This window comes from Marinobacter sp. SS13-12, assembly GCF_030227115.1.
Classification (GTDB): domain Bacteria; phylum Pseudomonadota; class Gammaproteobacteria; order Pseudomonadales; family Oleiphilaceae; genus Marinobacter.
This window is the reverse complement of sequence record NZ_JASSUA010000003.1, coordinates 353,845-369,189: the sequence shown is the minus strand read 5'-3', so window position 1 is coordinate 369,189 and position 15,345 is coordinate 353,845. Positions and strand designations below refer to the sequence as shown.

10 protein-coding genes are annotated in these 15,345 nt (G+C 54.4%); 2 read left to right on the top strand and 8 right to left on the bottom strand.

The genetic code is table 11. The features are described 5' to 3' along the window. Positions 1 to 3 precede the first annotated feature (3 nt). The 7 genes from QPL94_RS17620 to QPL94_RS17590 form a co-directional block, all read right to left on the bottom strand. The gene (locus tag QPL94_RS17620) at positions 4 to 783 is read right to left on the bottom strand and encodes a DUF6339 family protein (RefSeq protein ID WP_285359176.1); all 780 of its coding nucleotides are present in this window, start codon (positions 781 to 783) and stop codon (positions 4 to 6) included. Continuing rightward, the gene (locus QPL94_RS17615; RefSeq protein ID WP_285359174.1) at positions 780 to 1,688 is read right to left on the bottom strand and encodes a hypothetical protein; all 909 of its coding nucleotides are present in this window, start codon (positions 1,686 to 1,688) and stop codon (positions 780 to 782) included. Before QPL94_RS17615 ends, QPL94_RS17620 begins: the two co-directional genes overlap by 4 nt. Next, positions 1,685 to 3,565, bottom strand: coding sequence for a hypothetical protein (locus tag QPL94_RS17610; protein ID WP_285359172.1), 1,881 nt, complete (start codon positions 3,563 to 3,565; stop codon positions 1,685 to 1,687). Before QPL94_RS17610 ends, QPL94_RS17615 begins: the two co-directional genes overlap by 4 nt. Then, on the bottom strand, positions 3,547 to 4,569 hold the full coding sequence (locus tag QPL94_RS17605; protein WP_285359170.1) for a PD-(D/E)XK motif protein: 1,023 nt from the start codon (positions 4,567 to 4,569) through the stop codon (positions 3,547 to 3,549). The genes QPL94_RS17610 and QPL94_RS17605 overlap by 19 nt, the downstream gene beginning before the upstream one ends. After that, positions 4,562 to 7,186, bottom strand: a complete 2,625-nt coding sequence (locus QPL94_RS17600) for a Z1 domain-containing protein (protein ID WP_285359168.1) — start codon at positions 7,184 to 7,186, stop codon at positions 4,562 to 4,564. The genes QPL94_RS17605 and QPL94_RS17600 overlap by 8 nt, the downstream gene beginning before the upstream one ends. 535 nt (positions 7,187 to 7,721) lie before the next feature. Beyond that, positions 7,722 to 10,571 carry a formate dehydrogenase subunit alpha gene (gene fdhF, locus QPL94_RS17595; protein ID WP_285359167.1) on the bottom strand — a complete coding sequence of 950 codons (2,850 nt, stop codon included), beginning with the start codon at positions 10,569 to 10,571 and terminating at the stop codon, positions 7,722 to 7,724. A gap of 17 nt (positions 10,572 to 10,588) precedes the next feature. Beyond that, positions 10,589 to 12,304: an NADH-ubiquinone oxidoreductase-F iron-sulfur binding region domain-containing protein gene (locus tag QPL94_RS17590; protein WP_285359165.1), complete on the bottom strand. Its 1,716-nt coding sequence runs from the start codon at positions 12,302 to 12,304 to the stop codon at positions 10,589 to 10,591. 419 nt (positions 12,305 to 12,723) lie between these two features. Here QPL94_RS17590 and QPL94_RS17585 point away from each other — a divergent pair, with 419 nt between their 5' ends. Beyond that, positions 12,724 to 12,852 carry a hypothetical protein gene (locus tag QPL94_RS17585; RefSeq protein ID WP_285359163.1) on the top strand — a complete coding sequence of 43 codons (129 nt, stop codon included), beginning with the start codon at positions 12,724 to 12,726 and terminating at the stop codon, positions 12,850 to 12,852. Here the strand turns inward: QPL94_RS17585 and QPL94_RS17580 are convergent. Beyond that, on the bottom strand, positions 12,837 to 13,577 hold the full coding sequence (locus QPL94_RS17580) for a transporter substrate-binding domain-containing protein (RefSeq protein ID WP_285359162.1): 741 nt from the start codon (positions 13,575 to 13,577) through the stop codon (positions 12,837 to 12,839). The two genes, QPL94_RS17585 and QPL94_RS17580, sit on opposite strands and share 16 nt — an antisense overlap. A 431-nt stretch (positions 13,578 to 14,008) precedes the next feature. Between QPL94_RS17580 and QPL94_RS17575 the strand changes: the two genes are divergently transcribed. Further along, positions 14,009 to 15,136, top strand: a complete 1,128-nt coding sequence (locus tag QPL94_RS17575; protein ID WP_285359160.1) for a zinc-binding dehydrogenase — start codon at positions 14,009 to 14,011, stop codon at positions 15,134 to 15,136. Positions 15,137 to 15,345: the final 209 nt, after the last annotated feature.

Here is a 15,345-nt window from a genome sequence, read left to right as displayed (position 1 = left end):
TTATTAAGACGACCAATTACTACTCAATTTCAGTCCTAAAGACGCTGCCGCGCTATCAAAGAGGTTATCAATCAAATCCGTCAACGCGTCGTCATTTAATGTAGATAGGTGCCGTGTCTCATTTTGCAATCGGACGTGCAAAGTAGCCTTTCTCATCAGCTCCTCCATCTTGGAGGGGCCGTACTTTCTTGCAGCATTTAGCCACCCTTCCGCCAGAGCAATCGATAATGATTTGCTGGTTGCGATACTAGGCCTTTCAGTAATCTGAACAAGTGCGTCTTCAGTAAGCCTTTCTAGCAGCTCCCATCTGTGCGGATGCTCTTCCCCTCTATCAAAAATCTGACCTCGGAGCCAAAGACGCTGGAACGCATTCCGGATTCCGCCATGAAATCTCTCCCTCGCGCTCAGAGAGAAACGCCACATAACGACATCTGGCAAAAGCGCAGCGGCGATACACGCCCAAACATCATCACGCAGAAATTCTCCAGCCTGAGTGTAATCGCACTCACTCAGCCAGATAGCAACCCGCGTATCAAACAGTGCTGCACTAGAACGGTCAGAAGGCTTTGGAAAACCAACATTTTTCGCAATTTCAAGGATAGAGACGCGCATATCAATCAAGGTGGAGTGAGCCACCTTGCTCCCTCCTGTGGGAGCATAGGAGACAGCATCTGGCAAACTGGAGGCAATAGTGAACGCCGAGCCACGAGATCCCGCGTCAAGCTTTTCCAGCAATTGGTCGACAGCCGTTCGCTTAAGGCGGGGAAAGAGACTGATGCTCATAACTCCTCCTGGCTTTCAGCAACAGCCCACATACACGCGCGGAATCGGCCAGGCTGGGATTCGAGCTTATGTTTGAGATTACCTAAACTGGAGTCAGGCCAGGCCAATTTTATCCAACTGGCAGCCTGAGCCGCCAGAGAGCCTATTGGTGCGTTCGCAACAATATCTTCAACATCAGTCTCAGTTACCAACCTTTCCAGTATCTGACCCACGACATCAACACTTATTGATTGTAAAAGAAATCCGTCGCCAGACTGAATCCGTTCCATGAATTCAGGAAGGTCATCATTAAGATACAGTCGCACAGCACCATGGAAATCCCGAGTCCAGTCACCTGGGTTCCAGCTAACATACCATGGTGCTCTTGCCTCGGGAGTCTTTCCAAACAGACGCTCAAAACTGGCAACCTCTATCGGGAAACGCGGTTCCTCGCCGTCAAGCCGTGTAACAAACCTGTCAGACCACAACTTGCTATTTACAAGTTGAGGGGAGAGTTTCTCAAATTCGGAGGGTTCTGACTTGAGCACCAAAGTGGTGGTCAGGAAAAGAAATGAGGACAGGCTTCCACTGTCTGGATGGATGGTGAGACCGACTTCCGGAGAATCAACGGTTATCTCATGAACCTCCGTTGAAAGCGTTTTTCTGGGAAACCGGCCCGGCCCGGTCCCTATCTCGACAATCAATCCAAGTTGCAGAGCATCAACGGGGATCTTCAAACGCTTGGCCGCCTCTTCAATGTCCAGCTCTATAGACCTGGAAAGTTGAAGCTCCGTAGCGTAATCCCAGTCTGCCACATAATCGGCTGCCGGCAAGGACTCTCCCCCGTTCACTCGGATGAACCAGGGCTCAATATCAATACAGGTTTCAGGGATCGTGAAGAACGGAAAGGCAACGTTGGGCGTCACAACTCATCCCCTCCTAATACATCAAGCCTAAGTGTTACAGCACCTTGTCCAGGCATAGCCACATACACTTCGACGGTCCCACTGTCTCCTCTGATTGCAACACCCCTCGGATCTCCGGAAATGGAACCACTTGTTCCCTCAAACCTGTACTCAAGAATTTCTGGCTTTTCCGCGAGTTCTTTGTCCGAGGTAATACTGCTGCCGTCAATGGCAAACATCGCTTCACCACAGACAACAACTCCCGATCTTTTTTGGTCTTGAATAACATCAGAGCGAAATACGGCAACAGGGCCCTGATAGTCCCCATGGCCATCGAAAAGTCTATCGAAAACCGGCTTTGTCACTCTGGCTTTCTTTGGCGTCGTACTTCGAGAACCTGCTGTTTTCGATTGTCTTGCTCCCGCACCATCTCCAGCACCTTTATCAAGAATAGAACCGATCATTCCCGCTACTTTGGCAAGTGACGGGCCAGCCTCTCCTTGCACACTGGGAGAAGTTGTCTGGGCCGCAACTTCACGAGCGGATTTCTTGATTTCTCTCAATGCGACATTAACGAAGGTCTTGGAATGTCCTTTGGGGAGGTTGTCAGGAATCCAGTCGTCATGAGCCGGTGGCTCTGCGTCGGCAAACGCCTGCTCAACTTCATCGTCCTCGTCCACAACAAATACTCCCGCCCATTCCAGCCTTTCGTCGGGAAGTGGGTCTCCCTCGAAATATTTGACAACCAATTCAACGGGGCGCATGACCGCTATATGACATGAAGTAACCGGAAAAAGACTCTCCGCCTCAACCAACGGTGTTCGTTTTGCTCTGACTCCCTTTTGTATTGCTAGCCTGCCCAGCTCTTTTACAGGTCGTTGGCTAGAAATCTGTGCGACGTGAGATTCTTCCTCTGATCGAATCTTGTCCATAGCCATGCAGAAAAGATCAAGCGGTGGGAAGTGCTCAGGAGCGGGCACCTGCATAAGTACACCATTAACTTCTACCTCACAATTTAACCGTCTGCCCGCTGGAGTGCCCTCCATCATCCTTGGCCAAAAATTCCATAGCAGCGTTTCGACAACTCTCGCACCAATAACTTCGGGCGAGTCTTCGAGCCCATCCTCATCTCGGTTATCAAATCCAAGTATCATGATAGAGGTACCGCTTCGGTTTTCGTCTCTCTGGGGAAAACCAAGTGCCTCTGCAATCATCGCTGCTTCGGAATTGATGGTCGGCTCTGCAAAATCACCTTCAGGAGTGAGCGTTCCCCACCAATGGCGCCCCGTATATCGATTCAGAAAGCCATGCTGTTCGACGCCAAAAGACTTTCCAACATGGCAACCCATAAGCCGCCGTTGCTTTTCACTATCGCCGAAAACAAATGAGTCAACCAGGATGGTATTGCACTGACTCATAGCATATAGCGAAACCTTCCCAAACCCGTAGGTGCCACCACCATGACTCGTATCTCTGCTGCTACCGATATTTCTCAGAAAATCTATAAAATCAGTATTGATGGTTCCGACAGGCACCTGATCTGACCGAGTCGGGCCACCCAAGCCTGTCGTACCGAAATCACAGATTTCCAAAACCAACGGAGACTGAGTATCGAGTAATCGCTCGATTTGTTCGCGGGAATCTGGCTCCTCTGGCAAGTCCGTCAGCACTCTCGAAGACAAAGCAATCATTTGGTCATCAGTTAGGCGGCGCAGTCTTATAAGCACCTCAGGAGGCTTTCCCAACTTTGCAGCATCCAAAACGTTTTGCACTGACTCTCTTATAACTGTTTGAAGCGGGTCAAGAGCCGGAGATCCAAGTAGTTTTCTAAAGTTTTCACCGATGTTTCCGGACTTCCCGTATTGTTCAGAATGCAGTTTCATAAAGGGGAGAGGCATGAAATTAACTCTTCCTGTATTGAGTTTTTCTTATTCTCAGAAATGATGTTACTTCTTGCATAATTCAAATCAATCTCATACGAGACATTCTGAATTCCCTGAGGGGTTTTTGAACCAACGAAGCTGTCCTCAGTCATGCGGGGAAACTCGTCGTTAACTTCGAATATATCTTCTCCCTCAAAAGAAAAGCTCAAGTAGTTCCATTCATGAGAATCCGGATCGCGACAATCAAGCTCCAACAAAAGCTCTTTTATCTTTTCCGGCTCTGAACACCTCGAAATGGCACGATTGAAAAGTCCCGAAACATTCAGTTGTCCACCAGCCGAAGACTCAAGTGTCAAACGGACCATATAAAGTCGCCCACCTAGTGGTTCATTGAGTTGATCAAGCGACTGGATATCCACCCGTGAATTGGATGCAGACCGTGTGCTTTTGACTTCTAAAGCCAAATTGCCTGCCCTAAAGTCATGACGGCCTCCTCGTGGGCCCATCCACGCACGCCAAGCCTCTGAAGAACGATCCAACAATTCGTTAAGGACCAATAGTTCTCCAACCAGCCCCAAGACAGCTTCCGTGGGTGCGGTTTTCGTGGGCACTTGAAACAAGAGTGCTCGGAAATCGTGAAGGGTCGATCGCACCGATGCGGGAACACTATCACCTTCCTGAATTCGGCGAAGGATTTCCTCCACAACTTCCGCAAACACACTTTCAAGTTCTTTTGCTGTGCACATTACGTCCAGTAGACGGGTCTGAGAGCCATCAATTACTGCGTTTGTTTCTTTAATTCGTAAAGCCGAACTGACAGGCAGTTTTCCGGTTTTTTCGGACTTTGTTAACGGGAGCAACAGTCTTGCCTCGTGAGCCGGCCCCAAGGCAAAACGTAATGGCCCGGCTGCAACCTCAACAGTCGAGAGCCTTGTCGGCAGCTCATCCTTGCTTTGTGTATAGTCACCCTGTCGGAGGAGGCTCCAATGGTAGCTCGGAACTTGCTGTGCGTCAGACATGAGCTGCCTCCGCTTGAGCCAGCTCCTCGGCATCTATCTCCTCTATTTCATCGCCGGAAACATAATCAAGGTCAACACTGAAATAATTACCAGAAGTATCCTTGCTTCCAGGAAAAACTATTCCAAAACCAAGAATGTCTGCTAGCGCCTCAAGATCAGATCGGGATTTGCTCGACTTAGTTGCTGGCTTGGAATCTTTGTTTATTGCATACAACAAAAGTAGTGGCTTGGCCCCTAACTCCCTCTCCCTCTCAACCTTTAGCTCCGACCATTTCATCGCCGAAACAAAATTAATACCGCTGTCTATAGTGAGGTCGGATCGTGACATAAGGGCTTTGATATCGGCGGAATTCGGTTGGCTGTGGGAAGTCAGCTTTGCACGATTCACTGTCATGACGTGCCCGATAACACCAAGAGCCTCAGATGACTCAGGAGATCTTTTGGAACCAATCACAGCTACATTCCATTTCTGGAGCGCTTCACCCCCACCTGAAATGAACTCATTGAGAGTATCTGAGGACAAATCTTTATGGTCCTCATGGGCCTTATACATCTGGAAAAACCTTGTTATGGCGGTCCTGGGCACATCCCGCCAAAGAGGACTACTCAATGAGTTATCACGCAATCCGAGATTTTCAGCCTGACTCACAAGATCAGCTCCCGCTTGCCAGTTCTGCCGCAGAGCATCCCCGTTTTTGTGATTGAAACGGAAGGTTTGTCGGTGCGTGCCCCAATAACTGATCGCGCAGCGGTTTGCGGCCTTCATCTTCGTGGCTGCCGTGATGGCCATGCCCGGAATAGAACGTACCCGAACCGCCATTTCTAAAGGAGTTAATTCTCGCAAACGGTATTCTTCGATTTCTTCGCGTATTTCGGCCTCTATACCAGCCAGAGCTCTGAAGCGGAGAGCTAAATCTTCAGTGGTCCAGATGCGAGGTAGGTCTTCATAGTTTGGCCGATAGCCAAACCACCGTCCCATCTGAAGGAGAGTGTCGTACTGGCTTGCAGAACGTAAAAAATAACTGACCATCAGTCCTTCAATAGTCAAACCGCGAGCAAGTACTGACCCTCCCACCACAATGTATGTCTTTGGCTGACCCGTGTAATCAATTCGATCATCGCTTTCACCATTTTCTACCGGCACCTCTATTGAATCGATAATATCGGGAATCTCTCGAATTAAATCTGAAAATGGCACTGGCTTGGCTTTCATTACGACAGGGTCAACTCGTCCTTGTTCGTTAATCCAGATTTCTTTTAGCTTATTGGATATAGCACTGTCAGATGTTCGGAACTCTGAATCCTTAGTTTGGAGCCAACCATGAATCAAGGATGCTAGCTTTTCATGCATCGTCACATACGCTGATGTATGGACAAGCATTGACATATGTTTCTCTGAATCTCCTCTAACTCTCCGCGCGGCACAACAACACAGAAAATACAGGATTGCTCTCTCCAGAGAGCGCGTCATCGCCGGCTGGAAAAAATCCCGTTCCTTTGCCTTCGCTGGCTGCAGATCGGAAATTTCTTCTTCTTCGATGAAGCGGATCATGTCCAGACCATCGTCTCCATCATCGTCTCGATCAGCTTCCACGGGCGGCTGCCCAAAAAGCTTTTTGGCTCCGAAATATCGCTCAGGTGTCGGTAGGCAAGTTATGAATTCACTTGGATAGAGGTCATCAAGGGTTACCCCATCTGGTTTGTATGGGTTTATAAACACGTTGGCAAATGGCGTGGCCGTATAACCAACATAGGTAACCGCCGGGAAGAGATGAATCAACTCCCTGATTCGCTCGTTTATCCTTGTCATGTCAGTTTCGCCGGAAGCAGAGTTCACACTGGCCTGGTCGCATTCGTCATCAATAATCAGCACCTTCAATCGGTCCAAAGCTAGCCGAGGAGTATCTTTAATTGCCTGATAGAGGTGCTTTAATGGTGAGACGTTCTTTTTGACCACCGCTAACTGCACTCCATTTGGGTTGGAAAGTAATCCGCCACTCGGGGGGGTTCTGAAGTCGCCATGTTCATCAGTTGAGGTTCGAACGTCCCACTGCAGTCTGCGCCGAACTACAAGATCATCCATAATCCGGAGCTGGGTTTGCTGGCGCAGTTTATTGGTCAACCCTGCCAGAACAATAATTGTGTTATATCCAGCATCGACCGCTTTTGCTATTACACCTGTCATGTTGGCAGTCTTCCCGGATTGGACATGACCAACCACAAGCCCCTTACAGGTAAACTGATGCTCTTTCGGGTTATTCAACAATGAAACTACTTCGCTGGACGAGGTATCGATGCTCTCCACATCATCGGGATGCCAGTTTTTCTCCTTAAGAAGGTAGTGCTTGAGTGAGGGCCAGTGCAGATCGGAAGGTTTGGGTCCGTAATACCAGGGATCGCGTTTTCTGATGATCGAATTGACCTTAATGACTTCAACATCCTCGAGCCTTTTGGCCAAAATCTTGTAGGCCTTATCGTATAAGTCTGAAGGCAGAATACCGGGAGTAAGAGACTCCAACCGGTTTCTGACGGTTTCAAGCGCAGAGTCGAGATTCTTAGAGCCCGGCAATGCATCTTCAAGCATTGCGATCACGGTCTCGAGTTGCGGGTTGGACATTACTGGCTCCCATACGACTGAATTACTGGGGGCTCAATGTTTTTTTTCTTGCAACAAACAAAGAGCATCTGAATATTGATGAACAAGAAGTCACGAAACTAGTATGGACAGTGTAGCAAGATAATCAAAAACAACCTTCACTCTAAGGTGCTAAGAAATCGAACGGCTCTCTGCTCTTGCCACGCTCGATAATGAGGGGGCTTAAGGCATCCTTTGGTCAATTGCTCTCGCCTGACAAGAAGTATCCACAAAGTTTTTTCGCCATTTAGTGGAATCGACTGATGTAACAGTTACGTACTCTAGCGAGCGGGTCTTTGGGGGGAGTCTTAAGTGACGCGGCCATCGACATTAGACATAGATGCTCCCTTTAGATCAGGTCAGAATAGTTTTGCCCTTTCATCGCCTCGGCCTGCTGTTTTCGATGGTCGCCAGGTCGTTGGTTATCTGGCGGAGTTGCTGTTGCCGTTCTGGGTCAGCACTTGTCTCTGCTGTTCAAGCCGGCGGACATTCTGCAAGAGTCCTTTGGTTTTGAAAACTAGGCCGGGCTCAGCCGGCACGCCGCATACTTGAATTCCGGAATCTTCCCGAACGGGTCCAGCGCCGGGTTGGTGAGCAGGTTGGCGGCCGCCTCCACAAAGGCGAAGGGTATAAACACCATGCCCTCGGGCATGGACTGGTCGGCCCGTGCCGTCAGGGTAATGCTGCCGCGCCGGGTGGCGACCTGGATGGCATTGCCCGGTGTCACGCCCAGGCGTTCCAGCTCTGCGGGTGCCAGATAGACGGCCGCTTCGGGCTCCCGCTCATCCAGTACCCGGCTGCGGCGGGTCATGGCGCCGGTGTGCCAGTGCTCAAGCAATCGCCCCGTTGTTAGCACGATGGGATAGGCCTCATCCACCGGCTCATCCGGCGGCAGCGGCCAGGTGGGAGAGAATCTGGCCCGGCCCCCGGCGCGTGGAAAGGCATCAGAGAAGACAACGTCCTGACCTGGCTCGTCGTCAGCAGCGCACGGGTAGGTCACGGAACCTTCGCGTTCCAGGCGGGACCAGGAGATATGATCGAGTGAATGCATGCCCTGCTTCATTTCTTCAAACACTTGCTCGGGGCCGGCATAATTCCAACCCAGCCCGAAACGCCGGGCAATTTCCTGAATCACCCACCAGTCAGGCTTTGCCTCCCCTGGCGGCGACAGTGCCGCCCGGCCCATTTGCACCTGCCGGTTGGTGTTGGTGACGGTGCCTGACTTTTCCGACCAGGCGGCGGCAGGCAGGATAACGTCGGCAAACTGGGCGGTCTCGGTGACGAACAGGTCCTGCACCACCAGGTGCTCCAGGGCACCGAGCGCGGCCCGGGCGTGGGTCAGATCGGGATCGGACATCGCGGGGTTCTCGCCGAGGATGCACATGCCCTTGATCGTCCCCGCCGTGATGGCATTCATAATCTCCACCACGGTGAGCCCGGGCTCCGGGTCCAGTTCGGTGTCCCAGAGTTCTTCGAAGGCGGCGCGCAACTGGGCGTCTCCTACCGGTTGGTAGTCGGGCAATACCATGGGAATCAAGCCAGCATCGGATGCGCCCTGAACGTTGTTTTGCCCGCGCAACGGATGCAGGCCGGTGCCGGGCCGGCCAGTGTGGCCGCATGTAAGGGCCAGGGAAATCAGGCAGCGGGCGTTATCGGTGCCGTGCACGTGCTGGGAAATGCCCATGCCCCAGAAGATCATCGCTCTCTCGGCCTTCGCGTATGCGCGGGCCACTTCGCGAATGACCTCTGGTTCAACGCCGCAGACCGGGCTCATCACCTCCGGTGTCATCTCCGCAACACTGGCTGCCAGTGCCTCGAAGCCCTCGGTGTGGGCATCGATGTAGGCCTGATCAAAGAGTCCTTCGCTGATAATCACATTGAGCATGGCGTTAAACAGTGACACGTCGCCACCCGGCGAGAAACGCAGGCTGCGCCACGCATAGGCATCCAGCGCCTGGCCCCGGGGGTCGATGATGATCAGTCTGGTGCCGTTGCGTGCCGCCTGTTTGAAGTAGGTGGCGGCCACCGGGTGGTTTACCGCCGGGTTGCAGCCGGTGAGGATCACCACGTCGGCCTCGAGCGCCTGCATGAAGGAGGCGGTGACTGCGCCAGAGCCCAGGCACTCCATCAGCGCCGCCACGGAGCTGGCGTGACAAAGCCGCGTGCAGTGGTCAACGTGGTTGGAGCCGAAACCGGTGCGCACCAGCTTCTGGAACAGCCAGGCCTCTTCGTTGGAGCACTTGGCGCTGCCAAAGCCGGCGAGCGCATCCGGCCCGTGCTGGGCTTTTAGCTGGGTTAATCCGTTTGCCGCAAGATCCAGTGCCTCTTCCCAACTTGCCTCTCGAAAGTGGGTTAACGGATTGGCGGGATCAAACTCGGGGTCAAGCCCCTTGGGTACGCCCTCGCGGCGGATCAGCGGACGGGTGAGCCGTGCCGGGTGCGAGGGATAATCAAAGCCGAAGCGCCCTTTTACACAAAGCCGGCCCTGGTTTGAGGGCCCGTCTCTGCCTTCAACATAAAGGATACGCCCGCCCTGCTCTCCGGCCTCAGAAGGCTCGTCTTTCACGTGATACGTCAACTGGCAGCCGACACCGCAGTAGGGGCAAACGGAGTCAACGGTGCGATCGGCCGTGGCGGAGTCTCCGCGGCCCTGGGCATCGATCAGGGTCGCGGGCATCAGCGCCCCGGTCGGGCAGGCCTGTACACATTCGCCGCAGGCAACGCAGGTGCTGTCTCCCATGGGGTCATCGAAATCGAACACCACCTTGGATGCCGCGCCACGATGGGCCAGGCCGATAACGTCATTTCCCTGCACCTCACGGCACGCGCGCTCGCACAAGCCGCAGGTGATGCAAGCATCCAGATTTACATTCATGGCTGAATGAGTGGCGTCATGGCCTCGGGCGTGGGCCAGCGAATCCGACCGCGGGGCAACATGGTGAACCGTGGGCTCGTTGCGCTCAGAACGGGCCGGAAGCCGTTGGCGCACGGCACTGGCGTCAATGGCCAGTTGGTCCGCCGTTTCCCAGAGGTGGCTTGATCGATCGGGGCTGTTATCTTGCTCAGGCTGGTCGGCCAGCAGCAATTCCAGCACAGCTCTGCGGGCGTCCTGGGCACGGGCGGAGGCTGCGCTTCGCACCACCATGCCGGGCGCTGCCTCGCGGATACAGCTTGCGGCGAGCACCCGCTCGCCCTCCACTTCCACCATGCAGGCGCGGCAATTGCCATCCGCGCGGTATCCTGGGACGTCTTTGAAGCAAAGATGCGGGATAGTTTCGCCGGCGCGCTTGGCGACCTGCCACAGGGTTTCGCCGGGGTAGGCCTGAACTTCAACGTCGTCCAGTGTCAGGGTAAAGCTTGTGCTCATAGCTGTTTCCCCCCCCTTCAGCCCTTGGCGATCAGGTTGCTGCTGGCCAGTTCGCTGCGGAAGTCTCGAAGCAGGCTCAGCACCGGATTGGGTGCGGCCTGGCCCAGACCGCAGATGGAAGCATCCGCCATCACTCTGGCCAACTGCTGGAGTGTCTCCTCATCCCAGGTGTCGCGTTTCAGCAAGGTGAGCATTTTCTCGGTACCCACACGGCAGGGAGTGCACTGCCCGCAGGACTCATCGGCGAAAAAGCCCAGAAGGTTGGAAGCCGCGTCGGCCAAATTGTCCTGATCCGACAGAACGATCACGGCTGCGGAGCCGATAAAACAGCCGTGCTCCTGCAGGGTGTCGAAATCCAGCGGTATGTCGGCTTTGCTGGCCGGCAATATGCCGCCGGAAGCCCCACCGGGCAGATAGGCCAGGAGTCGATGCCCTTCCGCCATGCCGCCGCAGTATTCCTCTACCAATTCATTAAGGGTGATGCCCGCGGGGGCGAGATGCACCCCAGGCCGCGCGACCCGCCCGGAGACCGAAAAGCTCCGAAGGCCGCGACGACCATGCCGCCCCTGGCTGGCGAACCATTCAGCGCCCTGGGCATGGATGCGCGGAATCCAGTAAACCGTCTCGACGTTATTCACCAGCGTGGGCTGGCCAAAGAGCCCTTTCTGGGCGACGAATGGCGGGCGATGGCGTGGCTTGCCAGGTTTGCCCTCCAGGGACTCGATAAGGGCGGATTCCTCACCGCAGATATAGGCCCCGGCGCCACGACGCAGGATGATAAAACCCGGCTCGACGATTTCGGCCGCTTCCAGCTCGGCAATGGCTTCGGTCAGCACTCTGTGCAGCCCGGGATACTCGTCCCGCAGGTAAATGTACAGGGCCTTCGCCTCAACCGCCCAGGCGCTAACTAGTGCGCCTTCCAGGAAGACGTGGGGTTCTCGTTCGAGGTAATAGCGGTCCTTGAACGTGCCCGGCTCACCCTCATCGGCGTTGATCACCGCATAGCGTGGCCCCGGCTCAGCACGCACGGCCTGCCATTTGCGGAAGGTGGGAAATCCGGCGCCGCCGAGACCGCGAAGGCCAGCATCCTCGAGTTCCTTCGCCAGCGATTCGACGCTTACCCGGCCTTCGCGGCAATCTGCCAGCAACCTATAACCGCCCGTCAAGCGGTAAGCCGCAAGATCTTGCCAGCGGAGTTCTTCTGGCTGAACCTGCCCATGTTCCACGGCATCACCCACATTGAACGCATTGGCAGGGCAAACATGATGACGCCCAACGGCTACTACCGGTGCTGTGTCACAGCGCCCCATGCAGGGCGCGCGCAGCACCCTCACCCGGGCAGGATTAGCCCCGTCAATCAAATCCTGATGCAGCGCCTCTGCTCCGGCCAGTTGGCACGAAAGCGAATCACAGACACGCAGGGTTATTGCCGGTGGTGACGTTTGTTCGTCGTGAATAACGTCGAAATGGGCGTAAAAGGTAGCCGTTTCATAAATGGCGGCCATGGGCAGATTCATGAAAGAAGCTAGGGCCCGGAGCCGGGGCATGGAGAGGTATCCGTAGGTGTCCTGCAAGGCATGCAGGTGTTCAATCAGCCGTTCACGGCTGCGCAGTGACGAATCGCTACGTTCGTCACCAATCAGGTCCCGCAGCTCCGACAGCAAAGCCGGCTCGAGTTGCCGGCCTCGAAGCGCAGAGCGCCGGCGTTTGACCACTTCTTCGTCTGTGCTCATTGTTTTTGTCCAGGCCTCAAGGTACCAAAGTCAGCCTGACTGGCTGGCCTGACCACTTAGCATTCATTGAAGCATATCCGGCCGGATTGCCGCCAGCAGCCTGTCGGACTTGCATCGGACTACGTCGTTTTTAGTTGGCCTGTTCATCTGGCTCCCGGCGTTACAACACGGATCAAAGCCGACGCCTAAAGTGGGCATGAGGCGCGGGTCGGAATCGAACCGGCGTACACGGAGTAAGGGGGCATCGGATGAGAAGTGCCGTACCGTAGAGTTTCGCATGGGGATAAAGCTCGTGCATTCCGTCCAGGAACACGAAGTTGCCGCTCACAAGCTGTACCAGGGAGGCCTGCGTTCCGATATCAATACGCCCCCCGAGCTTGAACGACCCGCGAATATTCCAGAATGAGTCGGCCACCTTGATGATGGAGTTGTCCATCTCTGTCCGGTTTGATCTCGCCGCGCTGTTGCTGGTCGGCGGCTGGTACCGGCTTCGTGAGTTGCAGCAGGAGCGTGATTTTGGCCGCCAACTGCCTTACTGGTCCGGCTGAATAGAGACGTGCCGGTCCGGCGGCGGCAGTTTGTGTAGCATGGCCTCCACGTCAATCGTGTGCGTAGCGAAAAAAGCTTCCGCCGCTTCAATTAGAGCCGCCTCGGTTTTGAGGATACCAAGATAGACCGGCCAATCGGCGTCGATCAGTTCCGTGCTGTAACGGTCCGGATCGACTTGCACCAGCAGTGCCAGAAACCGGAATTCCATTTCATTCATGACGGCGTAATCGCACCGGTTGTGCAGAAACATGCTCAGCATCTGCTGGGCATTGTACGCGTCAAGGCGGACCAGATCGTTACCGATCCGCCCCTCTAGTCGATCACTGTAGACAAACCACTTGCGCAGGCAGATGCTGCCCTGAAGGTCATCGAAGGAGTCCGCTTGTCGGCCAGGTTGCGCGAACACACGGTCACGCCAGGTTAACACCGGTCCGACGGTGTGCATCTGGTCCGGCAGCGGCATCCATAGCGGGTTGGCGAAAACCGCGTTGGCTCGTCCTTCTTCCAGGGCCCAGGCCTGCCGTTTGCGTGGCAGCGGGAGGAAATCGGCTGCGATACCGGCCTCCAGGCTGAACTCATTGATCACCTCGACCAGAATGCCCTTGTTAAGGCTGTTACCGTAATAAAATGGCAGAAAGCCCTCGTCCGACCCCATAATCTGGAGCGTTTGGGACGAAGCTGGAAGGCACCAGAATGCTGCGATGATCAGCAGGCCTATTCTCATTGGGTCCTTCTCACGGTGATCAATGGGGTTAGGCCGTCGCTTGTCCGACATTGCCTTCGCCAATTAAAGAGAGCCTGTAAATACATCTGTGTAAACCGTTTGGGGAACATCACCATTGTGCCATACCACTTTGCCATCCAATGCCCGTTGTAGTGCGTCGCAACACATCCCCAAATGATCACAAGAGTACATACGCAAATGGCGGATATGATCACTTCTATCACAATTATAAGAGCACCATTTACAATTTTTCCTAAATTTAACAATATATTACTCTGAACTCTGAACTCTGAACTCTGAACTCCGAACTCCGAACTCCGAACTCCGAACTCCCAGCGATTTTCCACCCAGTTCCCCTTGCTGAACTGAGCCAGCGACGCGGATCACGCAGGCGCTTACGACTTGCCCCTTAACCTTTGCAGGAGAAAAACGTGTCAGAAAACAACATCGAACTTACTTCCACCATTAGCGAAGACAACAAACTGGAAGTCGCCCTGCGCGAGATCGAAATCCCGCAGCCGGGCGAAAACCAGGTAGTCATCCGCGTCGAAGCCGCCCCGATCAACCCGTCTGACCTGGGAGTAATGTTCAGCGCGGCTGATATGACGACTGCCAGCCAATCCGGTAGCGCTGATCGCCCGGTCATCAGTGCCGATGTCCCGGCCAAGTTCATGGGTGCCGTGAAAAAGCGGGTTGGCAAGCCTATACCCGTGGGCAATGAAGGCGCAGGTACCGTCGTCGCTGCAGGCTCATCCGCCGCAGCGCAAAGCCTGATGGGCAAAACCGTTGCGTTCATTGGCGGCGGTAGCTACCGCAAATACCTCTGTGCCAATGTGCAAAGCTGTCTGGAACTGGAGCCGGGTACGACTGCAGTCGAAGGTGCTTCCAGCTTTGTTAATCCGCTGACTGCATTAGCCATGGTGGAAACCATGCGCGCTGAAGGTCACAAGGCTATCGTTCACGCTGCCGCCGCCTCTAACCTCGGGCAAATGCTTAACCGCATCTGCATCGCCGACGGCATCGACCTGGTCAATATCGTCCGCAAGCCGGAACAGGAAGCATTGCTGCGCGACATGGGTGCCAAGTACGTGGTCAACTCCAGTCGCGACAGCTTTATGGCAGACCTCACCCAAGCACTGATCGACACCGGCGCTACCATCGCTTTCGACCCAATCGGTGGCGGTCGCCTGGCTAGCGATATTCTTACCTGCATGGAAGCCGCCGTCTCTCGCAACATGACTGAATACAGCGTGTATGGATCTGACATCTACAAACAGGTTTATATCTATGGCGGCCTTGATCGCGGCCCCATCACACTGAACCGCAGCTTTGGTTTTGCCTGGGCTGTAAACGGCTTTTTGTTGTTCAATGTATTAGGAAAGCTCGGCAATGAAATCACCGCCGCCATGCGCAAACGCATTGCCGCCGAGATCAAAACTACCTTCGCCAGTCACTACACTCACGAAGTATCCCTGGCCGGCGCGTTACAGCTGGATGCGATCTCGGTTTACGGCAAGCAAGCTACCGGAGAGAAATTCCTGATCAAACCACAGAGCTAGCCTTTAGCATCTGGCCGCAAGGCCATCCTGGGGCGCAACGTCAGGAGCGTCCCTTGAGTACGTTCGTTAAAACCATCCCTCGAATCTTGATTCCGGACCCCTCCGAGGCTTAACTGAAAGTGTCCCAGCTTTATTTTCTGCGAGGTGGAGAACCTGGTTTCCGGACTGTCGAACGCGGGCTACAGGGGCTTTGAAAAGGAGTGGAGCAG